This window comes from Streptomyces sp. NPDC050738, assembly GCF_040654175.1.
Lineage (GTDB): Bacteria > Actinomycetota > Actinomycetes > Streptomycetales > Streptomycetaceae > Streptomyces.
Genome location: NZ_JBFAHN010000001.1, coordinates 500,852 through 523,871, shown reverse-complemented (window position 1 = coordinate 523,871; position 23,020 = coordinate 500,852). Strand labels below are relative to the sequence as shown.

Below are 23,020 nucleotides of genomic sequence, written 5' to 3'. Positions count from 1 at the left end.
TGACCCGTCTCTGATCCCGTAGGTAGGTAGACCGTGGGACGACCAAGCACCGCCAACCCTCGCCCCGTGCCGTCCAAGACGTGCGGCTGCGACGGATGCTTCACCCGCTTCCCCGAGCCCAAGCGGCGGAAGACGAAAACACACACCGCGACCTGGCAGGCCCGCTACACCGGGCCCGGTGGGAGGCGAGACACCGAGAACTTCCCGTCGGAGAAGCTGGGCATTGCCTTCCTGGAGAAGGTCCGTACGGAAATGCGCGAGCGCCGGTGGCTCGACCCATCCCGCGCGGAGATCGCCCTCTGTGCCTGGCACGAACTGTGGTGGCCGACCCAGACCCGGCAAGACCCGGACGCCCAGGATCCGATGGAGTGGAACCAGACGATGGTCCGCGACTACGGGATGTGGGAGAACCACATCGCCCCGAAGTTCGGCAGCCTCCAACTCTGGGAGCTGGAGTGGCTGGCCATCCAGACCTGGGTGAACGCGCTCCACGACGAGAACAAGGGACCGCTCGCCGCGTCGTCGGTGACGAAGGCCTTCCAGGTCCTCGACCGGATGCTCCAGGCGGCCAAGTTGGACAAGCGGATCCCGTTCAATCCGGCGGAGGGCGTGAAGCTCCCCAAGATCAAGAAGAAGCACCCCGAAGACCGGCGACCGCCGTCGTACGCGCAGCTGTGGCTCATCCGGCAGAAACTCCCGAAGTACGCCCAGTCCCTCCAGATCGTGGCGCAGGAAACCGGCATGCGCTGGGGGGAGCTCGCGGGGTTGCGCTGGTGCTCCATCGACTTCAAGAACAGGGTCCTTCACGTACGCGAAGTGCTGACCGAGACCCGGGGGCGCATCCGGCGGAAGGCGTACCCCAAGAGCGACGCCGGTCTGAGGTCCGTCCCCCTCACCGGGCTCGCGATGCGCGTGCTGCGTGACCTCTTCGCGGAGGAGGAGAGCGTGAGCACCGCGGTATCGGTGCCGGCGGATGGGCTGCGGGAGAACGAGCTTGTCTTCCACGGCAGGAACAAGGTCAGCCGTACGACGAAACAGCCGTACCGGGCGCCGATCCGGCGGAGTGCGTTCCGTCGCCTGTGGGTGGACGCGATCCAGAAGGCGGGGGTGGCGCGGGAGACGGTGAAGAAGGTTGTCGTGGAGAAGCTGGATGAGGTCACGCGGCGTATCAAGAAGGTGGTGGTGGAGCGCTCCAGTTGGTGGCCTGAGTTCCGCGACCAGCGCGACGCTTACGCTTCGCGGCTCCACGATGCCGGGGTGCCGGAGGTTGTTACGCAGGAGATCCTCGGGCATGAGCGGGCGGGTGAGGTGACGTGGCTGTACACGCACGCGGCGGCCGACTATCCGGGACAGGTTCTGGCTGCGTTGGAGGATCGGAAGTTGCGGGGTTCTCGCAGGTTGAGGCTGGTGGCATGAGGGCTCCGGGCGGGGGCAGGAGAAGCCCATTGGAAGCCCAAACGGGTCGGTCGCCAGACCGAGCCGGACAGGGGTCTACGTATGCTTGCGGATGTAGATTTGTGTAGTGCGTGGTCGAAGCGTCGAAGCCTCTGACCTGCGACGGAGCCCCGATTTTCGCTGTCCCTGATAAGGATGAGGCCACAGGTTCAAATCCTGTTAGCCCCACCGCGATGATCGGCCCGGACGGATTCTCCGTCCGGGCCGATTGCTTTTCCGGTGATCGGTGTGTGGAGTGCGGGAGTTGGCATCGAACTAGGTCACCGATCGGTATCGGTCGGTGTGTATAGTCGGGCGGCAGAAGTCCCTTACGTCAAGGAAAGACGAGGTCGCGCGGTGAAGAAGCTTCTCCTGGTCGCACTGGCCGCCATCGGCGGGCTCCTCGTGTACCGCCAGATCCAGGCGGATCGCGCCGAGCAGGATCTGTGGACGGAGGCGACTGACTCCGTGCCCGCAGGTTCGGGTGTGTGAGACTCAGCGTCTGATCACTTGCCCCGGTCGCATTGCGGCCGGGGCTTTGTGCTGTTCACTTACGTAAATCATCTGCTTGCGAAAGCAAAGGTGGGGTGGTCGGTGAAACGGGTGCTGGCCGTGATGGCGGCGATATGCGCGGTGGCGGCGCTGCCGGGACGGGCTCTGGCGGCCGGTGAGCCTCTTCCGTACGCCTTCGACCAGGCGGACAGGGCCGTACAGGGTGCGGCGAGCAGCAGCGACGCGCCTGCGCTGGCCGCCGGGGCGACGTACCGGGACACTCTGGCGCCGGGCCAGAAGCGCGTGTACCGGATGGATCTGGACGGCACGAGCGATGCGTACGTCTCGGCGGTCGCCGTCCCGGGGAGGGGCGAGCGTGTCGACTACAGCGACGGGATCACGGTCACGGTGCAGGACCGTGACGGATACAGCTGCAGCGACAACTCCTCGACCTTCGAATCCGCGCAGTTCGCCCGGCCGATCGCCGCGTACGCCTACCGCATGATCGGCAGAGGCGGTACGTCGTGTCAGGCCGCCGGCGCCTATTACGTGGTCGTGGAGCGGAAGACCAAGGACCTTGCGGGGCAGGGCGACTGGGGCGTCGAGCTGCGGCAGGTGCAAGAGCCTGCCGTACGGGCCGGTGGGGCGAGCCGCGCGCCTACGCGCTGGCCCAGCGGATCGCCCGTACCGCTCACGGGTGACGGGACGGAACATGCCGGGGGTACGGGCTTCAATGACGCGCCCGAACTGGGCAAGGGCGTGTGGAAGAGCGGGATCGCTCCCGGGCAGACGCTCTTCTACCGGATTCCTGTGGCGTGGGGACAGCAGCTGTACGCCGGGGCCGAGCTGGGCAGTTCGCCGACCGGGGCTACAGGGAAGAGCTATCTGCCGGGCGCGCTGGCGGTACGGCTGTACAACCCGCTGCGCGGCTCCGTCGACGGCGTGAGCACGGCCTACGACGGGAAGCAGAAGGCGGTCGAGCTGGATCCGCTGCCCCCGGTGGCGTACGAGAACCGTTTCGGGATCGGCGACAAGATCGAGGGGATGCGGGTCGCGGGCTCGTACTATCTGGCGGTCACGCTGAGCCCGGAGGTCGCCGGAAGCTTCGGGTCGGCGCACACGCTGACGCTGCGCGTGAACGTCAAGGGGCAGGCGGAGCAGGGGCCTTCGTACGTCGGGGCCGCTCCGGACCTCGGTGGCGCGGGCGGTGTGCCGGCGGGCCGGAGCGGGGCCATGAGAGTGGTGGGGGCGGCGGGGATCGGCACGGGCAGCGTGCTGATCGTCGGGCTCGGGGTGTGGACTCTCGTCGCCCGGCGGCGTGCTGCGGCCGACTGGTAGTCGAGGCAGATCAGGCAGGCCGGGCGGTTCAGGCCTGGGTCAGCGCCCAGATGCCCACCGCGAAGCAGAGCAGCGCCACGAGCAGGACTCCTGCGGTCACGCTCGGGGGTGGTCCTGGACGTCTGCGGGCGACCTGCGCGGGCTGAGTGGGAACCTGCGGCGGCTGAGCGGTGTACGGATAAGTGAAGGGCTGTTCGTACGGCGGCTGTTGGGGAGGTGGAGCCGGATGGGGAGTGCTGAACTGCGGGGTCGCGGGCGCTGGTGGCTGTGCTTGCGGATGCTGAGCTTGTGGCTGCTGCACAGGGGCCTGATGTGCCTGGGGATGATGCGTCCGGGGTTGATGCTCGGGTGGCTGCGCGCGCGGCACCGGGCCCGTGGGGGTGAAGCCGGGCGGCAGCGGGCCGATCTGGTCGAAGACCTCCAGGTCCTCCTCGTCGGGGCCTGGCCCCGGCAGCAGCGCGACTGCCGACGCCAGGGCGCTGCGCGCTCCGGTGGCCGTACGGAACCGGGCCTGGGGGTCCGGCTGGAGGAGGCCCGCGAGGACCTGCCAGAGAGGCTCGGGGACGCCCTGCGGCGGTCCTGGGGTGCCGTACGTCATGAAGTGCTCGATCAGCGCCCGGGAGTCGGGTCTGACGCCCTCCAGGAGATAGAGGGCCACGAGGCCGACCGCGAACAGATCGGCCGTGAAGTCGGGTTCGGCGCCCATCATCTGCTCGGGTGCGAAATAACCCGGAGTGCCGACGACGAGATCGGTTGCGGTGAGTCGGGGCTCGCCCTTGCGCATCGAGATCCCGAAGTCGGACAGCCGCAGATGCGGCCGTCCTCTCCCCGTGACCTCCATCAGGATGTTGGCCGGTTTGATGTCGCGGTGCACGACCCCCTCGGCGTGCACCGCGGCAAGGCCCGCCAGCAGCTGATCGAGCAGGACGCAGACGAAGCGGGGCGGCAGCGGGCCGTAGTCGCCGATGACATGGGCGAGCGAGCCACCGCTCACCAGGTCCATGGTGAAGAGCACCTTGTCGTCGTCCGCGGCCCAGCTGGCCGGGGCGAGTACATGGGGGTGATCTATCCGCAGAGCCTGCTCACGGACGAAGCGCAGCAGCGCATGCGCGTCCCTCTGCTGCAGGACCTTGGCCGCCACATAGCGGCTCCGGCGGTGGTCCCAGGCGCGCCACACGTCACCGGCGCCCCCGCGGCCGATCGGATCGACCAGCTCGTACCGCCCGGCGAATACCTCACCCATGGTGCTGCGCCCGCCCCTCCCGATGACGACCCGGACTGCGGCCCCGGGCTCAGTTCTGGTGCGACTCGTAGTGGGCGACCGCCTCCGCGGTGCGCCCGGCGCCGTACACCCGCAGGAACTCTGCCAGCTCCGGGTGGGCCGGGGCGAGGGTGTCGGCGGCGTCGATGATGTCGCCCGCGGCTGCCACTGAGCGCAGCAGGGACTGGATCTCCCGCACGACGCGGCGCACGGTCGGAGCCCCCGAACCGGTGGTGCTCTGGCCGGTGTTGGAAAGGACCGAGCCGCCCTGGGACTTCTTGATCTCCTCCATCCGTTCGGTGGCCTCGGCTGCGCTGACGCTGCCGTCGGCCACCTGGCTGGAGAGCTCCTGCAGGGCCTGGACACGCTGCACCACGGCAGGGTTTCCGATCTTGGCGCGCTGGCCGCTCATCAGCTGGGACAGCATGGGCGCGGACAGACCGAGCACGCCGGCCAGCCGGGCCTGGTTGAGTCCCAGATCGTCGATGAGCTTACGGAAGAGCGCCCCCAGCGGCTCTCCGTACCAGGTGCGCTGAAGGTCCCGCGCTCTCGCGGTCGCTTCCTGCTGTGCTGCGTCCATTGCGTCTCCCCATCGCTACCCCATTGAAGCGGCTTCGCTGCCGCGAACCCCGTCGTGCATCTTACGGAGCGTGGTCGCCCACGGGGAGCCCCAATCTTTTTGTGAGATCCGGGGGGTGACCCGGTACTCTGTTCACGCGTCACCCCGTTTCGGGGCCTTAGCTCAGTTGGTAGAGCGCTGCCTTTGCAAGGCAGATGTCAGGAGTTCGAATCTCCTAGGCTCCACAGGAGAACGCAGAGAGGCCCGGGAGACAGTTCGTCTCCCGGGCCCCTCTTGCTTGTTCAGTGCTGGTCGTCCCGGTGGTCGACGGCCTCGGCCTCGGCCTGCTTGGCCTGGACCTCGGGGTCGAGTACGGCCTGACCACTGCCGTCGACCGAGGTCAGCGGCGGTCGGTCGGACGACACCTCGGTGGGTGCGGGCGGCTCGACCAGCCAGTCGGGGTTGGCCTGCTTGTCCCACCACTTCCAGGCGACGAAGGCACCGCCGGCCAGGACGCCGAGGACCGCGAGGCCCTTGGCCAGCCGGCCCGCCCTCGCCCGTCGCTCGTGCTTCTTGACCAGCTTGTGGATTTCCTTCGGCGAGACCTGCCCACGCAGCGCTGCCACGGCGGCCGTGCTGCGGGCCACCGCTTCTTCGCGTACCGGCTGGGCGGCAGCCAGCGCCTGCTCGACGCGCGGACTGATCTGGTGCTGCGCCTGTCGGGCGGCCTTGGCGGCGCGGTGCGCGGCTGCGTCCACCCGGGGCGGCACATGAGTGCGCGCCTGTTCCACGTGTGACGCCAGATGCGCGTCGTACTGCACGCGGGCTTGTTCGGCTGCCTGGTGCGCTGCGTACGACACCTTTGGTGCGAGTCGTACACGCGCCTCGTGGGCGTAGTACGCAGCCTGGTCCTTGGCCGTTCCGGCGTAGGGTGCCACCACTTCCGCGGCGTGCCGCACGTTGTCCTTCGCCGTACCGGTCGCGGCGCGCACGCTGTCCATGCGGGTCACGGGATCCTCCTCCTCGGTGGCGGTTGCTATATCGCCTTTCCACCCTCTTTGGAATCATGCCTGTCCGGGGCCGATGCAGCATGTGCGGGCGGGCATCCGGGGCACAAAAGGCGGGATCGGTTCAAGATCGGGCATTGCGGTGCAAGGGGAGCTAGTGGATGACAATGCCACGGTTCGGGCTCCTGCGCCCCTGTCCGGCTGCTACTCGGCTGCTTTTCTCCGTACACGGGTGGTCCGTGCGAGGATCGTCAAACGTCAGAGCAGACTTACGGAAGGCAGATCGTGGCCGAGCAGCTTTACGCCACCCTCAAGACCAACCAGGGCGACATCAAGATCCGGCTCCTGCCGAACCACGCGCCCAAGACGGTCAAGAACTTTGTCGAGCTCGCCCAGGGTGAGCGGGAGTGGACCCACCCGGCGACCGGCCAGAAGTCCACTGACCGCTTCTATGACGGCACTGTCTTCCACCGTGTGATGAGTGGTTTCATGATCCAGGGCGGGGACCCGCTGGGCAACGGTACCGGTGGCCCCGGCTACGAGTTCGGGGACGAGTTCCACCCCGACCTCGGCTTCGACAAGCCGTACCTGCTGGCGATGGCCAACGCCGGTCCCGGCACCAACGGCTCGCAGTTCTTCATCACCGTCTCGCCCACCGCCTGGCTGACCCGCAAGCACAGCATCTTCGGCGAGGTCGCCGACACCGCGAGCCAGCAGGTCGTGGACACGATCATCGCCACCCCGACCAACCCGCGCACCAATCGCCCGGTCACCGATGTCGTCATCGAGACGGTCGTCGTGGAGACCGTCCAGGGCTGAGGCCCCTTCCCCGGCGTTTTTCGTCGCTGTTACGGGAACCAACCCGCCCCGTTCGTCCGTATGACGAGCGGGGCGGTGCAGTGCGTACGCGGCCCGTACGAGACAAGGGAACCCGATGGATCAGGTGCCAGGAACTCCGGATCAGCAGCCCGCGGCGAGCGGCCTGCCCAGCTGCTACCGCCATCCGGGCAAGGAGACGGGCATCCGCTGCAATCGCTGCGACCGCCCGATCTGCCCCGAGTGCATGGTCAGCGCCTCGGTCGGGTTCCAGTGCCCCAGCTGTGTGCGCGGAGGCTCCGGTACGGGGCACGCGCCGACCGCTAACCGTCCTCGCAACATCGCGGGTGGTGTGGTCGCCGCCGACCCTCACCTGGTCACCAACGTCCTCATCGGTCTCAACGTCGCTGTATTCGTCGCGGTGCTGGCACTGGGGGACCGGCTCGTCGCAGAGCTCCAGCTCATCGGTCTCGCCTACGACCCGTCGGTGGGCGGAGTCGTCGGTGTCGCGGACGGCCAGTGGTACCGCCTCTTCACCTCGATGTTCCTGCACCAGGAGTTCTTCCACATCGGCTTCAACATGCTCGGACTCTGGTGGTTCGGCCGGCCGGTGGAAGCAGCGCTCGGTCGTGTCCGGTACCTCGGGATGTATCTGCTCTCCGGGCTGGCGGGAAGCGCGTTCGTCTATCTCGTGACCGCGCCGAACGCGCCGGTGCTCGGCGCCTCCGGCGCCGTCTTCGGCGTGCTGGGCGCCAACGCCGTCCTGCTGAAGCGCAACAACTACGACATGCGGTCGTTCATCGGGTACGTGGTGATCAGCATGATCTTCTCGTTCCGGGGCGGGATCTCCTGGCAGGCCCACCTCGGCGGCTTCGTCGCAGGCGTGCTCATCACCATCGGCCTGGTCTACGCCCCCCGCGAGCGCCGGGCCCTTGTGCAGTACGGGACCTGTGCGCTGGTGCTGGCCGTGACCGTCGCCATGGTGCTGATGAGGACCGCCGCGCTCACCTGAGGGGCAGGTTGTCCACAGCGGGTGCCGGATCTTGTGCATGGCGTGGGGAACAACTGTGCCCCTTGTCCCTGACCTGGGTTTCCGCAGGGAGGGCAAGGGGCGGGCAGCTGCCGTGGTACGAGCCCAGTAGTCACACCGGCGTCAACGGCTGAGGAGTTATCCACAGATCTTCTGAGTTTTCCCCGGCTGTGGATTACGGTGTGGATAACTTCTGGGCAGGGCTTACTTCCACTGGGTGGAGACACCGAAGCCGGCGGCGATGAAGCCGAATCCGACCACGATGTTCCAGTTCCCGAAGGGCTGGATGGGCATATCGCCCTCCGTCACATAGAACATGACGATCCAGGCGAGACCGATCACGAAGAACGCCAGCATCACCGGTGCCACCCAGCTGCGATTGGTCAGCTTGATGGCGGTCGCCTGCTTCGAAGCGGGCGGCGGCGTGAAATCGGCCTTCTTGCGGATACGTGACTTCGGCACGAGGGACTCTCCTGTCGATGCGCTGCGTTACCGCGCAGGGAACTGTGGCTGGAGCCGGGGCGGGAAGCGACGGGGACCACTGCCTCCCCCGGGCGTCCGTTAGCGTAGTGCTTCCACGGCGTGTAAGGAGATAAGGGTACGTTGAGCAATTTTGAAGACTCCCCCGGTGGGGCGACCCGCGGCAGGTCCATGCGGCCGGTCGCGCTGCTCACCGGTGCCGTCTTCGCGCTCGCCGGACTGATCTTCGTCACCAGCGCCAACGCCGCCAAAGGCACCGATATCCGTACCGATGCGTCGATGCTGAAGCTCTCCGACCTCGTTCAGGAGCGCAGCGGCAAGAACAAGGAGCTCGACGAGACCACGGCCGCCCTGCGCGAGGACGTGGACGCTCTCGCGCAGCGCGACGACGGAAGCACGAAGGCCGAGGACGCCGCGATCAAGGCGCTGGAGAAGTCGGCCGGCACCGAGAAGGTGGCAGGGCAGGCGCTGACCGTCACGCTCAACGACGCCCCGCCCAACGCCGTCGCCAACCCCGGCTACCCCGACCCGCAACCCAATGACCTGGTCATTCACCAGCAGGACCTGCAAGCCGTCGTGAACGCCCTCTGGCAGGGCGGAGCCAAGGGCATCCGGGTCATGGACCAGCGGCTGATCACCACCAGCGCGGTCCGCTGCGTCGGCAACACGCTGATCCTGCAAGGACGGGTTTACTCCCCGCCGTACAAGGTGACCGCGGTCGGCGACCCGTCGAAACTGCGCAGCGCGCTGAGCGACTCCCCGGCGATCCAGAACTACCAGCAGTACGTGAAGGCCTACGGGCTCGGCTGGAAAATCGACGAGCACCAGGCGATGACTCTTCCCGGCTACTCGGGCACAGTGGATCTCCATTACGCGAAGCCTGTGGGGTAGCTCAGCCAGCTCAGGGGGAAGCCCGTGTCGGTGCGCCTGGTCGTCCGAAGTTTCAGCGAACTCTGCATCACCGTGGGCGCCTTGATCGTGCTCTTCGTGGTGTATCTGCTGTTCTGGACGGGTGTGAAGGCGGACCACGCCTCCTCGGACCAGATCGACCAGCTGCACCACCAGTGGGCGCAGGGCGCCGTGCCCACACCCGCCCCGACCCCTTCCGGCCAGGGCGCGCCGAAGCAGTCCGCGCCGCCCGCCACACCCGCCCCGGCGGCGTACGAGGACGGGAAAGCCTTCGCGGTGATGTACATCCCGCGGCTCGGCAAGCACTGGTCGCGGCCCGTGCTGCAGAACACCAAGGTCAAAACCCTGCAGAAGGGGCTCGGACACTACGCGGGCACGGCGCAGCTCGGGGCGACGGGGAACTTCGCGGTGGCCGGGCATCGTCGTACGTACGGAGACCCCTTCAAGGACTTCCCCGAGCTGCGGCCCGGCGATGCGGTCGTGATCGACGACGGGACGACCTGGTACACGTACCGCATCGACAAGAAGCCCTATCTGACGGTGCCTTCGGACATCGGGGTGATCGCCGCGGTCCCGGCCAAGTCGCCGTACCGGTCGCCGGGGCGCTATCTGACGCTGACCACCTGCGACCCGGAGTGGGGCAGCAGTCACCGGCTCATCGCATGGGGGCACCTGGACTCCACGCAGCCCGAGAAGCAGGGCAAGCCGGCCGCTTTGACCAGGTGACCCACAAGTCCCTGCTGTCGCCCTTTAGTCTGGACGCGTACCGCTAACGGAAGGGACAGCATGTACGGCTGGATCTGGCGGCATCTGCCGGGCAACGCATGGCTGCGCGCACTTCTCGCGATCGTGCTGGCCCTCGCGGTCGTCTATGTGCTGTTCCAGTACGTCTTCCCGTGGGCGGAGCCGCTGCTCCCGTTCAACGACGTGACGGTCGACCAGGGCATGGAGGCGCTGCGATGAGCGCGCGCATCCTGGTGGTCGACAACTACGACAGCTTCGTCTTCAACCTCGTCCAGTACCTGTACCAGCTGGGCGCGGAGTGCGAGGTGCTGCGCAACGACGAGGTCGAGCTCGCGCACGCGCAGGACGGCTTCGACGGAGTGCTGCTCTCGCCGGGGCCCGGCGCGCCGGAGCAGGCCGGGGTCTGCATCGACATGGTGCGGCACTGTGCGCAGACGGGGGTCCCGGTCTTCGGGGTCTGTCTGGGGATGCAGTCGATGGCGGTGGCGTACGGCGGTGTGGTCGGGCGCGCTCCCGAGCTTCTGCACGGCAAGACCTCGCTGGTGACCCACGAGGGGGCGGGCGTGTTCGCCGGGCTGCCCTCGCCGTTCACCGCGACGCGCTATCACTCGCTGGCCGCCGAGCCCGCGGTGCTGCCCGCGGAGCTGGAGGTCACGGCCCGTACGGCCGACGGAATCATCATGGGCCTGCGCCACCGGGATCTGCCGGTCGAGGGTGTGCAGTTCCACCCCGAGTCCGTGCTGACCGAGCACGGTCATCTGATGCTGGCCAACTGGCTGGTCCAGTGCGGGGATCCGGACGCCGTCGCGCGGTCGGCGGGACTCGCGCCGGTGGTGGGCAGCAAGGGTGCGGCGTGACCGCACTCCGCCCCGAGCACGACGCCGCCGGGCCTGAGTACGACCCGCTGACCGACCCGCTGCCACCGGGCGGGCACGGGTCGCCGTGGTTCCGCGCGGAGAGCAACATGGCGCAGGCGGCGGCGCCGCCCGAGCCGGAGGTGCGGCAGCCCGTCGTACGGGAACCTGCCCAGCAGGAGCAGTGGTACGAGCCGATACCCGAGCCCGCACCCGAGTTCGTGCCCGAACCTGAGTTCGTGGCGGTGCCCGATGCCGTCTCGGAGCCGATATCCGTGCCCGTCGGCGCACGGGACGACGAGACCGTGGCCCTGCGCAAGGCCGAGCCCCCCAAGGCCCCTGCGCCCACGGGAGGCCGGGCGGAGCGGCGCAAGGCGGCCCGCGGGCGGGGAAAGCGGCCCGAGGCCGCTGCGGCCCCCTCCACGGCCCCTCTCAGCCGTCTGGAGGCACGCCGTGCGGCCCGTGCGGCCAAGGACAGTCCGGCAGTTGTGGCCAGCCGGGCCGTCGGGGAAATCTTCATCACCTTCGGCGTGCTGATGCTGCTGTTCGTGACGTACCAGCTGTGGTGGACGAACGTCCGGGCCCATCAGCAGGCCAACAGCGCCACCCACAGCCTTCAGGACGACTGGGCGAAGGGCGCCAAGGAACCGGCGGCCTTCGAGCCGGGCAAGGGCTTCGCCATCCTGCACATCCCCACGCTGGACGTGGTCGTGCCGATCGCCGAGGGCATCAGCAAGAGCAAGGTCCTCGACAAGGGCATGGTCGGCCACTACGACTCGGGGTCCCTGAAGACCGCGATGCCCTCGGCCAAGTCGGGGAACTTCGCGCTGGCGGGCCACCGCAACACCCATGGCGAACCGTTCCGCTACATCAACCACCTCAAGGTGGGCGACAAGGTCGTCGTCGAGACGCAGGACGACTACTACACGTACGAAATCACCAGCAGCCTGCCGCAGACCTCGCCCAGCAACACGTCGGTGATCATGCCGATCCCCAAGGGGTCCGGTTTCACCAAGGCAGGCCGGTATATCTCGCTGACGACATGCACCCCGGAATTCACGAGTACGTACCGAATGATCGTGTGGGGCAAGATGGTCGACGAACGGCCGCGCAGCAAGGGTGTTCCGTCCTGGCTGCCCGCCAGTTGAGCCGATCGACCGACAGGGACGGGTGCGGTGTCATCGAGGACCGATCAGGACGAGCAGGAGAGCGCGCCCTCGTCCGCTCCGCAACGGCGTGGCCGGGGCAGGGTCGCAGGCGCGGTCAGTGTCTTCGGTGAGCTGCTCATCACGGCGGGGCTGATCCTCGGGCTCTTCGTCGTCTATTCGCTGTGGTGGACGAATGTCATCGCCGACCGCGAGGCCTCCAAGCAGGGCGACAACGTACGGAACCACTGGACCCAGGACACCGGGCCCGGGGCGCTGAACACCAAGGACGGCATCGGGTTCCTGCACGTACCGTCCATGAAGAACGGTGAGGTGCTGGTCAAGAAGAGCACCGACACCGATGTGCTGAACGACGGCGTCGCGGGGTACTACACGCAGCCGGTGAAGTCGGCGATGCCGTGGGACAAGACGGGGAACTTCACGCTGGCGGCGCACCGGGACGGGCACGGGGCGAAGTTCCACAACATCGACAAGGTGAAGACCGGGGATCCGGTCGTCTTCGAGACGAAGGACACCTGGTACGTCTACAAGGTCTACAACGAGCTGAAGCAGACCTCGAAGTACAACGTGGACGTGCTGCAGCCGGTCCCGAAGGAGTCGGGGAAGACGAAGCCGGGTCGCTACATCACGCTGACGACGTGCACCCCCGTCTACACCTCGCAGTACCGCTACATCGTGTGGGGCGAACTGGTGCGGACGGAGAAGGTGGACGCGGATCGGACGCTGCCGGCGGAGCTGCGCTGACGCGCACGGTGTGCTGCGTACACGGATGAACGGGCAGGGCCCGGAGCTGCGGATTCACCGCGGCTCCGGGCCCTGATCGCTGTACGGGTGGGGCGGCTATTCGTTGCCTCCGATGAGGCCGCCTCCGTTGTTGCCCCCGTTGTTGTTCCCACCGTTGTTGCCGCCCATGGTGGTGAGCGTGATGGTGGTGTTGGCCGGGTCCGCCGGGGTTCCCTGCTGCGGGTCGACGCCGGTGACGATGGCGTTGTCGTCCTTGGAGCTGCCGTCCGCGAACTTGATGTTCGTGAAGCCGGACTGGGCGAGTGCTGCCTTGGCCGCGCCCACGCTCTGGCCGAGCACTCCGGGTACGGGGACCGTCTGCTGCTGCGGTCCCTTGGAGATCTTCAGGACGATCTGGATGTCCAGGGCCTGTTTGTCCGCGGGTGCCGGCGGGGTCTGCGAAACCACCTGGTTGGCCGGAAGTTCGGAGTCCACCTGCTGCTGGGAGATGTTCTTGAAGCCCAGAGCGTTCAGCTGCTGGATCGCCGCATTGACGTCCCTGCCGCTGACATCCGGAAGCGTCGCAGTCTTCTGCTGGGCGACCTTGATGATGACGTCGGAGCCCTTTTCGGCCTTCGTGTTGGCCTTCGGGCTCTGCTCGAAGACCTTGCCGACCGATTCGTTCGAGTCGACTTTCTGCACGACCGCGTTGAAGCCCTTGGCCTTGAGGTCCCTGGTCGCGTCGGCCTCTGTCTCCCCGTTGACGTTCGGGACGTCGAACTTCGGCGCACCCGTCGAGACGACGACGGTGATGGTGCCACCCTTCGCGATCTCGGCGTCGGGCTCCGGGCTCTGGCTGCAGATGTTGCCCTTGGGCTGATCCTCGCAGGGCTTGTTCGTCGGCGTCAGTTTCAGATCGCCGCCGCCGTTGTCGACCGATTCCTGGGCGCCCTTGAGCGTCTGGCCGATCAGCCGCGGGGCCTTGAGCTTGCCGGAGTCGCCGTTGCCGCTGAAGACCGACTTGCCGATCAGGATCGCGCCGACCAGCACCAGAATGCCCGCGGCCACCAGCAGGATCGTCGAGGTGTGGGACTTCTTCTGGCGGCGGCGGTCGGGGCGGTCGTCGTAGCCGTAGCCGCCGTCATCCGGGTTGACCGGCGGGAGCATCGAGGTCGGGGCCCCGCCCGGTTCCGCGGCGCGCAGTGCGGTGGTGGGCTGGTCGGCCTCGTAGCCGCCGTACCCGACCGCGCCCATGGCCGCGGTGGCCGCGACCGGCTGGCCGTCGAGGCAGGCCTCGATGTCGGCGCGCATCTCGTCCGCCGACTGATAGCGGTAGTTGGGGTCCTTGACCAGGGCCTTCAACACGATCGCGTCCATCTCGGGCGTGATCTCGGAGTCGAAGTTGCTGGGCGGCTGCGGCTCTTCCCGTACGTGCTGATACGCGACCGCGACCGGGGAGTCGCCCACGAAGGGCGGCCGGACGGCGAGCAGTTCGTAGAGCAGGCAGCCGGTGGAGTAGAGGTCGCTTCGCGCGTCGACCTGCTCGCCCTTGGCCTGCTCCGGGGAGAGGTACTGGGCGGTGCCGATGACGGCCGAGGTCTGGGTCATCGTCATGCCGGAGTCACCCATGGCGCGGGCGATGCCGAAGTCCATCACCTTGACCTGGCCGGTGCGCGTCAGCATGACGTTGGCCGGCTTGATGTCGCGGTGGACGATCTGGTTGCGGTGGGAGTACTCCAGGGCCTGGAGGACGCCGATGGTCATCTCCAGGGTGCGCTCGGGCAGCAGCTTGCGGCCGGAGTGCAGGAGTTCACGCAGGGTCGATCCGTCGACGTACTCCATCACGATGTACGGGATGGAGATGTTGTCGACGTAGTCCTCACCGGTGTCGTAGACAGCGACGATCGCCGGGTGGTTGAGCGAGGCGGCCGACTGGGCCTCACGGCGGAACCGGGCCTGGAAGGACGGGTCGCGGGCGAGGTCCGCCCGGAGCGTCTTCACAGCGACGGTGCGGCCGAGCCGGGTGTCGTGAGCGAGGTAGACCTCGGCCATGCCACCACGGCCGAGCACCGAGCCCAGCTCGTACCGGCCGCCGAGGCGACGCGGCTCTTCCATAGCTTTCCAGCCCTCTCCGTCTGTCCCGACCGCACCCATGGGTGGTCCGGCGGTGTGCTGTTCCGCGCATACGCTACCGGGCACCGGCGGATGATCACCGACCGACCGTCAGCCGATACCGGACCGGTACGTCAGTTCTTGCTGTTGATGACCGCCTGCATGACGGCCTTGGCGATGGGGGCGGCGAGACCGCCACCGGAGATGTCGTCGCGGTTGGCCGAGCCGTCCTCGACGACGACGGCGACGGCGACCGGGGCGCTGCCGTTGACCTTCGCGTACGAGATGAACCAGGCGTACGGCTTCTCGCTGTTGTTGAGGCCGTGCTGGGCGGTGCCGGTCTTGCCGCCGACCGTGACGTCCGGGATCTGGGCGTTGTTGCCGGTGCCCTGCGGGTTCGAGACGACGTTCTCCATCATCGCCTGGAGATTCTGGGCGTTGGCGGCGCTCAGCGGCCGGCTCATCTCCTCGGGGTCGGTCTTGGAGATGACGTCCGTGTTGGGCGCGGTGAGACGGTCGACCATGTACGGCTTCATCAGCTTGCCGTCGTTGGCGACCGCCGAGGCGACCATGGCCATCTGCAGCGGGGTGGCGCGGTTGGACGCCTGGCCGATGCCGGCCATGGCGTTCTGCGGCCGGTTGTCCTCGGGGTAGACGCTGGCGTCGGCGCGGACCGGGGTGAAGATCTCTTTGTTGAAGCCGAACTTGTTGGCTTCCTCGATCATCTTCTTGTTGCCGAGGTCATTGCTGATCTTGCCGAAGACGGTGTTGCAGGAGAACTGCAGGGCCACCTTGAGGGTGGCGTTCTTGCAGGGGATGGTGCCTTCGTTGTTGAGCGGCTGGTGGGTGCCCGGCAACTGGTACGGGTCCGGCGAATCGGTGGGCTCGTCGATGCCGCTGACGAGGCCGTTCTCCAGGGCCGCGGAGGCGGTGACGACCTTGAAGGTGGAGCCCGGCGGGTAGGTCTCGCGCAATGCCCTGTTGAGCATCGGCTTGTCCTTGTCCTTCAGGAGGACCTGGTAGTTCTTCTCGTCCGTCTTGGTGTTGCCGGCGAAGGACGAGGGGTCGTACGAGGGGCTGGAGGCGAGCGCGAGGATCTTGCCCGTCTTCGGGTCGAGCGCCGCGACCGCGCCCTTCTTGCCCTTGAGACCGTCGAAGGCGGCCTTCTGGGCGTCGGCGTTCAGGGTGGTGATGACGTTGCCGCCCCGCTTCTTCTCGCCGGTGAACATCGCCATCGTGCGGTCGAAGAAGAGGCTGTCCGAGTTGCCCGTGAGGATGTCGTCGTTGATCTTCTCGAGCTGGTTCGCGTCGTAGTTCTGCGAGGCGTACCCGGTGACGGGCGACCACATGGCGCCGTCCTGCCAGGTGCGCTTGTACTTGAAGTAGTTGCTGTCGCTGATGACGGAGCCGGTGATGGGCTTGCCGCCGACGATGATGTTGCCGCGCTCGTGGGCATAGCGCTCGATGCGCGTGCGCATGTTGAGGGACTTGCCGTTGAGGTCGTCTGCCTTGACGTACTGGATCCAGTTGTCGCGCACGAGCAGCGCGAGGACGAGGAAACCGCAGAAGAGCGCGATCCGGCGCAGGGGCTTGTTCACGGTCGGACCACCTGGGTCATCTCGGCGTCGGGGGACGGTGCGGGGGCCGGTGCGGGCCGTCGTGCGGTGTCGCTGATACGGATCAGGATGCCGATCAGGGCCCAGTTGGCGACGACGGACGAACCGCCCTGCGCGATGAAGGGCATCGTCATGCCGGTCAGCGGGATGAGGCCCATGACACCGCCCGCGACGACAAAGACCTGGATGGCCAGCGCGCTGGAGAGGCCGATGGCGAGCAGCTTGCCGAAGGGGTCGCGGGCGGCGAGGGCGGTGCGTACGCCGCGCTCCACGATCAGTCCGTACATCAGCAGGACTGCCATCATCCCGGCGAGGCCGAGCTCTTCGCCGACGGTGGCGAGGATGAAGTCGGAGTTGGCGGCGAACTTGATGAGGTCGGAGTTGCCTTGTCCGAGGCCGGTGCCGAGCGTGCCGCCGGAGCCGAAGGCCATCAGGGACTGGGCGAGCTGGTCGCTGTTGTGGAGGACCGTCGCCTCGGAGAACGGGTCGAGCCAGGCCTCCACGCGCTGGTGGACGTGGGGCTCGAAGGTGGCGACGCTGACGGCGCCGACGGCCGACATCAGCAGACCGAAGACGATCCAGCTGGTCCGCTCGGTGGCGACGTACAGCATGACGATGAACAGGCCGAAGAAGAGCAGCGACGTACCGAGGTCGGTCTCGAAGACGAGGATGAGGATCGAGAGCGCCCAGATGACCAGGATCGGTCCGAGGTCGCGGCCGCGGGGGAGATAGAGGCCCATGAAGCGGCGGCTGGCGAGTGCCAGGGCGTCCCGCTTCACCATGAGGTAGCCGGAGAAGAAGATCGCGATGATGATCTTGGCGAACTCGCCGGGCTGCAGAGAGCCGACGCCGGGGATGGTGACCCAGATGCGGGCGCCGTACACGGCGGGGAAGAACACCGGGAGCACGAGCAGGATCAGCGCGACCACCATGGAGATGTAGGTGTAGCGCTGCAGGATGCGGTGGTCCTTGAGGAAGATCAGTACAGCGACGAAGAGGGCGACACCGAGGGCGGACCACATCAGCTGCTTGGAGGCTGCCGGTGCGAAGTTGTCCAGGGCCTGGAGCCTCGGGGACTGGTCGAGGCGCCAGATGAGGGCGAGGCCGATGCCGTTCAGCAGCGTGGCCAGGGGGAGCAGCAGGGGGTCGGCGTACGGGGCGAACTTGCGCACCACGATGTGGCCCACGCCGGCGAGGAGCGTGAGCCCGAGTCCGTAGCCGAGCATGCCTGCGGGCAGCGTGCCGTTGATGGCCAGGCCCACGTTGGCGTACGCGAAGACAGCGATGCCGACGGCGAAGACGAGCAGCATCAGCTCGGTGTTGCGGCGGCTCGGTGCTTCGATCGCGCCGATGGTGGTCGTGTTGGTGACAACGCTCATGTGGTGAAAGCCCCCCAAGGGCTGTTGCTGCCTACTGCTTGCCGCACAGTGAGACCAGCTGCTGCTCTTCCGGCGAGAGGGTGGGGCCGGTGCTGGGTGTGGGCGTAGGACTGGGAGAGGCCGTGGTGGCCGCTGCCGTCTTCTTGGTCTTGGCGGACTGGGTGGTGGTGGCGGAACCGGTGGTACCGCCGGCCTGGCCCGTGCCCGTCTTGGCGTTGTCCGCTGCGGCCTTGCGGCGGTCCGCGTCCTTCTTGCAGGCGTCCGCCTGGGTGGCGAGCTCCGTGATCTTCTGGTTCGCCTTGCCGAGACTGCTCTCGGTGATGGTGTCCTCGACCAGCTTCCGCTGGTAGGGCGGGAGGTACTTGAGTTCGATCTCGGGGTGGTTTTTTTCGACCTTGGAGAGCGAGACCCAGGCGAGGTCCTGGCTGATGCCGCGGTAGAGCGCGACGTTCTCGTCGTTCGCGCCGACGTAGTACTGCGTCTGGGTCCAGCGGTAGCCGCCGTACAGGCCGCCGCCGATGACGGCGAGGATGAGGACGCCGTAGAGCGATCTCTTGAGCCACTTCCGGCCGCGGGAGGGCTTGATGAAGTCCTCGTCGCTGTACGAGCCGTAGCCCCCGTCGGCGCTCTGTCCGTATTCGCCGCCGCTGCCGGGCGGGCCGAAGCCGCCTGCCTGCGGGGGTACGGGGCGGCCGAGGCTGGATGCGCGGCCCGCGGGGGTCTGCATCGAGCCGTCGTCCTGGAGCTGGGCGGCCTGGTTCTCGGCCACCGCACCGACGATGACGGGGATGTCGTTGACCTGGCCGGCGAGGGTGTCGCCGGTGTCGCCGTCGAGCACGTCCGCGACGATGCAGGTGATGTTGTCCGGGCCGCCGCCGCGCAGGGCGAGCTGGATGAGCGCCTGGATGGTCTCCTGCGGGCCCTGGTAGCTGGCGAGCGTCTCCTCCATCGTCTGGTGGGAGACGACGCCGGAGAGGCCGTCGGAGCAGATGAGGTACCGGTCGCCGGCCCTGACCTCACGGATGGAGAGGTCGGGCTCGACGTGGTCGCCGCTGCCCAGCGCGCGCATCAGCAGGGAGCGCTGCGGGTGGGTGGTGGCTTCCTCTTCGGTGATGCGGCCCTCGTCGACGAGACGCTGGACCCAGGTGTGGTCCTGGGTGATCTGCGTCAGCACGCCGTCGCGCAGGAGGTACGCACGGGAGTCGCCGACATGGACGAGGCCCAGCCGCTGACCCGTCCACAGGAGGGCGGTGAGCGTGGTGCCCATGCCTTCGAGCTGGGGGTCCTCCTCGACCATCATGCGCAGCTGGTCGTTGGCACGCTGCACAGCGGTGGAGAGCGACGTGAGGATGTCCGAACCGGGGACGTCGTCGTCGAGGGTGACGAGCGTGGAGATGACCTCGGAGCTGGCGACCTCGCCGGCTGCCTGGCCGCCCATGCCGTCGGCGATGGCGAGGAGACGGGGACCGGCGTAGCCGGAGTCCTCGTTCCCCTCACGGATCATGCCTTTGTGCGATCCGGCGGCGAAACGCAGGGACAGACTCATGCGCACCTCGCCAGTCGGCTCCGGGTACAGCCGGTCTCGAGCCACACTGCCCACCCTCCGGTCGGGAGCTCGCTTCGGTCCTGCGGGACCGCCGCTGTTCGCTCGCTCCGCTCGCGCTCATTCATGACGTAGCACTACTTCCGCAGCTCGATGACGGTCTTGCCGATGCGGATCGGCGCGCCCAGCGGAACGGGTGTCGGGGTGGTCAGCCGGGTCCGGTCGAGATATGTGCCGTTGGTGGACCCGAGATCCTCGACGATCCACTGGCCGTCACGATCGGGGTAGATCCTGGCATGCCTGCTGGACGCGTAGTCGTCGTCCAGCACGATCGTGGAATCGTGCGCCCGGCCCAGGGTGATGGTCTGGCCCTGGAGGGCGACGGTGGTACCCGTGAGGGTGCCCTCGGATACGACCAGTTTGGTGGGGGCGCCGCGGCGCTGGCGGCCACCGCCCCCGGCCGGCTGCTGGCGTTGTTGCGGAGGCGTGGTGGCCTGCCGCGCGGTCTGCTGGGGACGTGCGTCATTGCCGCGGCGTGAGCCGCGCTGGGTGACGCGCGTACCGAACAGGTCGCTTCTGATGACCTGGACGGCCACGATGACGAACAGCCACAGGACGGCCAGGAAACCTAGCCGCATGACCGTCAGGGTCAGCTCTGACATTGCCCCCGCTTCACCCTTCGGCTTGCCTGTAAACGATGGTGGTGTTGCCCACGACGATCCGTGAGCCGTCGCGGAGCGTAGCGCGGGTGGTGTGCTGCCCGTCTACCACGATGCCGTTGGTGGATCCGAGATCCTGGATCGTCGAGGGCGTTCCAACCCGGATTTCGCAGTGCCGGCGCGATACGCCGGGGTCGTCGATCCGCACGTCGGCTTCGGTGGAGCGGCCGAGTACGAGAGTGGGGCGCGAGATCTGGTGGCGGTTGCCGTTGATCTCGATCCAGCGCCGCGTCTGGGCGCTGGGCATGGGGCCCGGGGCGGCCGGACGGCTCGCGGGTGCGGGCCGGTGGGGCACAGGGGCCGCCGGCGGAGGCGCGGCGGGCATCGGCGGGGCCGCGGTGGGCGGGTAGCCGTATCCGCTCGCGGCAGGACGCCGGGGCGCCGCGGCCGGCGGACCGGCGGGCGCGCTCTGCTGGTTGGTGCTGGAGGCGAGTGTGCGGCTGCGGACGCGGTACAGGCCGGTGTCGAGATCGTCGGCCTTCTCGAGGTGGACCTTGATGGGTCCCATGAAGGTGTACCGCTGCTGCTTGGCGTAGTCGCGTACCAGTCCGGAGAGCTCGTCGCCCAGCTGACCCGAGTACGGGCTGAGCCGTTCGAAGTCAGGGGTGGAGAGCTCCACGATGAAGTCGTTGGGTACGACGGTCCGCTCGCGGTTCCAGATCGTGGCGTTGTTGTCGCACTCGCGCTGGAGGGCGCCCGCGATCTCGACAGGCTGGACCTCGGACTTGAACACCTTCGCGAAGGTGCCGTTGACCAGACCTTCGAGGCGTTGCTCGAACTTCTTCAGGACTCCCATGAGGCACCTCCTCCGTCGTTGTCGTCCTCGTACTGCTTACTGATCGTATCCACGCGTCGGGAAATCGGCTGGTTCCCCTTGTCTGCCCAGTGGATGAGTGTCACCTCTCACACGGATCGTAGAGGCGGCTCCTGTCAGTGTCCCGCACAAGCGGCGTACCTAGGAGGAGTGGGGGCGAGAGGAGCTCGTTCCCTGGGTGGGGTCCCCGAAACAACAGATGTGAATCCACCCTGTCCAGCGTGCTAATCTTCCGTTTGTCGCCAGGCGCTCCCACAGCCAGTGAGAGAGCCCCACAGCTTCACTCTTGCGCGAGTGGCGGAACGGCAGACGCGCTGGCTTCAGGTGCCAGTGTCCTTAGGGACGTGGGGGTTCAAATCCCCCCTCGCGCACAACGACTAAACGGTCGTCATCGTGATCACGATGGCGGCCGTTTTGCTGTGCGTTCTTTCTCACTCGAGGCCCCGGCTCGCGCTCGGGGCCCCGGCTCGCACTCGACGAGGGCTCAGCGGACCGGGAAGCCGAAGGTGTAGCCCTGCTCCTTGAGTCGGGGGAGCAGGCGGCGCAGGGCTTCGAGGGTCTGGGCGCGGTCGCCGCCCGCGTCGTGGAAGAGGAGCGTCGGTCCGTTGGGCAGTTCCCGCTCGACGGTGGCGACGATGGCGTCCGTACCCGGGCGCTCGAAGTCCTTGGTGTCCACGTTCCAACCCAGCGGGCGCATGCCCCGGGAGGCGGCGAGCTTGCGGCTGTACGGGGTGAAGGCTCCGCCGGGCGCCCGGTAGTACATCGGCCGTATGCCCCCGGACGCCTTGGTGATCATTCGCTCGGCGTCGAGTATCTGCTGCGACTGGTAGGTCTGGGACTGCTTGTCCATGGCGGTGTTGTGCGAGACCGAGTGGTCGCACAGCCGGTGCCCGTCGGCGACCACCTTTTTCACGAGGTCCGGATGGGCCTGCGCCTGGGTCCCCACCATGCAGAACGTGGCCTTCACTCCGTACTCGCGCAGCACGTCGAGCACTTGTGGGGTCCAGACGGGGTCGGGGCCGTCGTCGATGGTGATGTTGAGGCCGCGCGCCCCCTTGTCCGAGGAGTGCGCGATGGACTCTGCGACCGGCTTGACGGCACTGCTCTGCGCGGCTGCCCTGGGTGGGGTGTCGCTCGCGGTGCCGGCCTGTGCGGTCCACATCGAGGCGCCGGTGGCGAGCAGTGTCACCCCGAGCGCTGCGCCGATCATCTTGCTGTACCAGCCGCGCCCGCCGCCGTGCTGTGCCATGCCCGCCCCTTTTACGCAGTCCCTCGTCGTTCCCCGGTCGTCCTGCGACCAACTGACAGGACGATGCGCAGGGGCCAAGGGATGCGTCTGTTACTGATCAGGGACACTTCCGGGCGAGATTGCACGTGTTTCACGTGAAACATGTGCGGAGTCGGGGCGGTGATGTGGGCTGCTCTGCCGTGCTGCCGTGCTGCCGTGCTGCCGTGCTGCCGTTCTGCTATTCGGCGGAGTTGTAGCGCAGCAGGTATGCGGCGAACCGGTCGAGGTCTTCCTCGCTCCAGTCCGCGAGGCGGTCGTGGACGGCGGCGCGGCGGCTGCTCTGGGTGGTCGCAAGGCTGCTGATACCGGCATCGGTGGCGTGCAGTACCTGGACGCGCTGGTCGTCGGGGTCCGGGCAGCGCTCGACCAGGCCGAGCTTCTCCAGCGTTGCGATCTGCCGGCTCACCGTGGATTTGTCGAGCATGTAGTGGGCTGCGAGGTCGGTGGCTCGGCAGCCCTGTTGATCGTCGATGTGGGCGAGCAGGGTGTACGAGACCAGGGGCAGATCCGGGTGGAGGCGGGCGGCCGTCGCGCGGGCGCGGCGGGCGAACGCGGTGAGTTCACGCTGGATGGTGTCGACGGATGTGTCGCGTGCCCGGGGGTCGCCGCCGGTCATTGAGGTGCCCTTCTCGATATTGGTTGCATAGTACAACTCACCCGAGGGGTTGCCTTGTTTTGCACATTCCGGTGCTTGTCCACAGGGGGCGACGGGTTTTGGTGAGCGGCGGTACGGTCG

Annotated in this window: 23 protein-coding genes and 2 tRNA genes; 13 read left to right on the top strand and 12 right to left on the bottom strand. The window is 67.6% G+C overall.

Annotation, left to right across the window (positions count from 1 at the left end; translation table 11 throughout):
* The first annotated feature begins 66 nt into the window (after nucleotides 1–66).
* From AB0H78_RS02495 to AB0H78_RS02485, 3 genes are all read left to right on the top strand, one after another.
* Nucleotides 67–1,416 (top strand): tyrosine-type recombinase/integrase, encoded by a 1,350-nt coding sequence (locus AB0H78_RS02495; RefSeq protein ID WP_363232345.1) that lies wholly within the window; start codon nucleotides 67–69, stop codon nucleotides 1,414–1,416.
* Nucleotides 1,417–1,791: 375 nt separating this feature from the next.
* The gene (locus tag AB0H78_RS02490) at nucleotides 1,792–1,926 is read left to right on the top strand and encodes a DLW-39 family protein (protein ID WP_003958712.1); all 135 of its coding nucleotides are present in this window, start codon (nucleotides 1,792–1,794) and stop codon (nucleotides 1,924–1,926) included.
* Between the two features lie 102 nt (nucleotides 1,927–2,028).
* Nucleotides 2,029–3,264 (top strand): hypothetical protein, encoded by a 1,236-nt coding sequence (locus tag AB0H78_RS02485; RefSeq protein WP_363232344.1) that lies wholly within the window; start codon nucleotides 2,029–2,031, stop codon nucleotides 3,262–3,264.
* Nucleotides 3,265–3,292: 28 nt separating this feature from the next.
* On the opposite strand, the gene AB0H78_RS02480 is transcribed toward AB0H78_RS02485, so the two are convergent.
* Nucleotides 3,293–4,507, bottom strand: a complete 1,215-nt coding sequence (locus tag AB0H78_RS02480; RefSeq protein WP_363232342.1) for a serine/threonine-protein kinase — start codon at nucleotides 4,505–4,507, stop codon at nucleotides 3,293–3,295.
* Nucleotides 4,508–4,556: 49 nt separating this feature from the next.
* Nucleotides 4,557–5,105, bottom strand: coding sequence for a DNA-binding protein (locus AB0H78_RS02475; protein WP_363232341.1), 549 nt, complete (start codon nucleotides 5,103–5,105; stop codon nucleotides 4,557–4,559).
* A 151-nt stretch (nucleotides 5,106–5,256) separates the two neighbouring features.
* Here AB0H78_RS02475 and AB0H78_RS02470 point away from each other — a divergent pair.
* Nucleotides 5,257–5,329: transfer RNA gene (locus AB0H78_RS02470), tRNA-Ala, on the top strand.
* 57 nt (nucleotides 5,330–5,386) lie between these two features.
* Here the strand turns inward: AB0H78_RS02470 and AB0H78_RS02465 are convergent.
* Nucleotides 5,387–6,094 (bottom strand): DUF5324 family protein, encoded by a 708-nt coding sequence (locus tag AB0H78_RS02465; protein ID WP_363232339.1) that lies wholly within the window; start codon nucleotides 6,092–6,094, stop codon nucleotides 5,387–5,389.
* A 282-nt stretch (nucleotides 6,095–6,376) separates the two neighbouring features.
* On the opposite strand from AB0H78_RS02465, the gene AB0H78_RS02460 reads away from it, so the two are divergent.
* Both AB0H78_RS02460 and AB0H78_RS02455 read left to right on the top strand, forming a co-directional pair.
* The gene (locus AB0H78_RS02460; protein ID WP_363232338.1) at nucleotides 6,377–6,910 is read left to right on the top strand and encodes a peptidylprolyl isomerase; all 534 of its coding nucleotides are present in this window, start codon (nucleotides 6,377–6,379) and stop codon (nucleotides 6,908–6,910) included.
* Nucleotides 6,911–7,025: 115 nt separating this feature from the next.
* Entirely contained in the window at nucleotides 7,026–7,919 is an 894-nt protein-coding gene (locus AB0H78_RS02455; protein WP_363232337.1) for a rhomboid family intramembrane serine protease, read from the top strand.
* A gap of 222 nt (nucleotides 7,920–8,141) precedes the next feature.
* Here AB0H78_RS02455 and crgA read toward each other — a convergent pair whose 3' ends face one another.
* Nucleotides 8,142–8,399, bottom strand: a complete 258-nt coding sequence (gene crgA, locus AB0H78_RS02450; protein WP_363232336.1) for a cell division protein CrgA — start codon at nucleotides 8,397–8,399, stop codon at nucleotides 8,142–8,144.
* Between the two features lie 189 nt (nucleotides 8,400–8,588).
* On the opposite strand from crgA, the gene AB0H78_RS02445 reads away from it, so the two are divergent.
* From AB0H78_RS02445 to AB0H78_RS02420, 6 genes are read left to right on the top strand one after another with little or no spacing between them, the layout of a single operon-like run.
* Entirely contained in the window at nucleotides 8,589–9,308 is a 720-nt protein-coding gene (locus tag AB0H78_RS02445) for a DUF881 domain-containing protein (RefSeq protein ID WP_363232699.1), read from the top strand.
* Between the two features lie 30 nt (nucleotides 9,309–9,338).
* Complete coding sequence (locus tag AB0H78_RS02440) at nucleotides 9,339–10,052, top strand: class E sortase (RefSeq protein ID WP_363232698.1); 714 nt, start codon at nucleotides 9,339–9,341, stop codon at nucleotides 10,050–10,052.
* Nucleotides 10,053–10,112: 60 nt separating this feature from the next.
* Nucleotides 10,113–10,289 carry a hypothetical protein gene (locus AB0H78_RS02435; RefSeq protein ID WP_363232334.1) on the top strand — a complete coding sequence of 59 codons (177 nt, stop codon included), beginning with the start codon at nucleotides 10,113–10,115 and terminating at the stop codon, nucleotides 10,287–10,289.
* The gene (locus AB0H78_RS02430; protein WP_363232333.1) at nucleotides 10,286–10,927 is read left to right on the top strand and encodes an aminodeoxychorismate/anthranilate synthase component II; all 642 of its coding nucleotides are present in this window, start codon (nucleotides 10,286–10,288) and stop codon (nucleotides 10,925–10,927) included. Before AB0H78_RS02435 ends, AB0H78_RS02430 begins: the two co-directional genes overlap by 4 nt.
* On the top strand, nucleotides 10,924–12,072 hold the full coding sequence (locus AB0H78_RS02425; RefSeq protein ID WP_363232332.1) for a class E sortase: 1,149 nt from the start codon (nucleotides 10,924–10,926) through the stop codon (nucleotides 12,070–12,072). The genes AB0H78_RS02430 and AB0H78_RS02425 overlap by 4 nt, the downstream gene beginning before the upstream one ends.
* A 27-nt stretch (nucleotides 12,073–12,099) precedes the next feature.
* Nucleotides 12,100–12,834, top strand: coding sequence for a class E sortase (locus AB0H78_RS02420; protein ID WP_363232331.1), 735 nt, complete (start codon nucleotides 12,100–12,102; stop codon nucleotides 12,832–12,834).
* 96 nt (nucleotides 12,835–12,930) lie between these two features.
* Here the strand turns inward: AB0H78_RS02420 and pknB are convergent, their stop codons facing one another.
* The 6 genes from pknB to AB0H78_RS02390 all read right to left on the bottom strand — a co-directional run bounded on the left by pknB (nucleotide 12,931) and on the right by AB0H78_RS02390 (nucleotide 20,978).
* Complete coding sequence (gene pknB / locus AB0H78_RS02415) at nucleotides 12,931–14,928, bottom strand: Stk1 family PASTA domain-containing Ser/Thr kinase (RefSeq protein ID WP_363232330.1); 1,998 nt, start codon at nucleotides 14,926–14,928, stop codon at nucleotides 12,931–12,933.
* A 131-nt stretch (nucleotides 14,929–15,059) separates the two neighbouring features.
* The gene (locus AB0H78_RS02410) at nucleotides 15,060–16,523 is read right to left on the bottom strand and encodes a penicillin-binding transpeptidase domain-containing protein (RefSeq protein WP_363232329.1); all 1,464 of its coding nucleotides are present in this window, start codon (nucleotides 16,521–16,523) and stop codon (nucleotides 15,060–15,062) included.
* Nucleotides 16,520–17,920: an FtsW/RodA/SpoVE family cell cycle protein gene (locus tag AB0H78_RS02405; RefSeq protein WP_363232328.1), complete on the bottom strand. Its 1,401-nt coding sequence runs from the start codon at nucleotides 17,918–17,920 to the stop codon at nucleotides 16,520–16,522. Before AB0H78_RS02405 ends, AB0H78_RS02410 begins: the two co-directional genes overlap by 4 nt.
* A gap of 31 nt (nucleotides 17,921–17,951) precedes the next feature.
* Nucleotides 17,952–19,466 (bottom strand): Stp1/IreP family PP2C-type Ser/Thr phosphatase, encoded by a 1,515-nt coding sequence (locus AB0H78_RS02400; RefSeq protein WP_363232327.1) that lies wholly within the window; start codon nucleotides 19,464–19,466, stop codon nucleotides 17,952–17,954.
* 134 nt (nucleotides 19,467–19,600) lie between these two features.
* Nucleotides 19,601–20,125, bottom strand: coding sequence for an FHA domain-containing protein (locus AB0H78_RS02395; protein WP_363232326.1), 525 nt, complete (start codon nucleotides 20,123–20,125; stop codon nucleotides 19,601–19,603).
* 10 nt (nucleotides 20,126–20,135) lie between these two features.
* On the bottom strand, nucleotides 20,136–20,978 hold the full coding sequence (locus AB0H78_RS02390; protein ID WP_363232325.1) for a DUF3662 and FHA domain-containing protein: 843 nt from the start codon (nucleotides 20,976–20,978) through the stop codon (nucleotides 20,136–20,138).
* A 306-nt stretch (nucleotides 20,979–21,284) separates the two neighbouring features.
* On the opposite strand from AB0H78_RS02390, the gene AB0H78_RS02385 reads away from it, so the two are divergent.
* Nucleotides 21,285–21,367: transfer RNA gene (locus AB0H78_RS02385), tRNA-Leu, on the top strand.
* 113 nt (nucleotides 21,368–21,480) lie between these two features.
* On the opposite strand, the gene AB0H78_RS02380 is transcribed toward AB0H78_RS02385, so the two are convergent.
* Together AB0H78_RS02380 and AB0H78_RS02375 are read right to left on the bottom strand one after the other, a co-directional pair.
* Nucleotides 21,481–22,245 carry a polysaccharide deacetylase family protein gene (locus AB0H78_RS02380; protein WP_363232324.1) on the bottom strand — a complete coding sequence of 255 codons (765 nt, stop codon included), beginning with the start codon at nucleotides 22,243–22,245 and terminating at the stop codon, nucleotides 21,481–21,483.
* Nucleotides 22,246–22,462: 217 nt separating this feature from the next.
* Nucleotides 22,463–22,900: a MarR family winged helix-turn-helix transcriptional regulator gene (locus tag AB0H78_RS02375; RefSeq protein WP_363232323.1), complete on the bottom strand. Its 438-nt coding sequence runs from the start codon at nucleotides 22,898–22,900 to the stop codon at nucleotides 22,463–22,465.
* Between the last annotated feature and the right edge of the window lie 120 nt (nucleotides 22,901–23,020).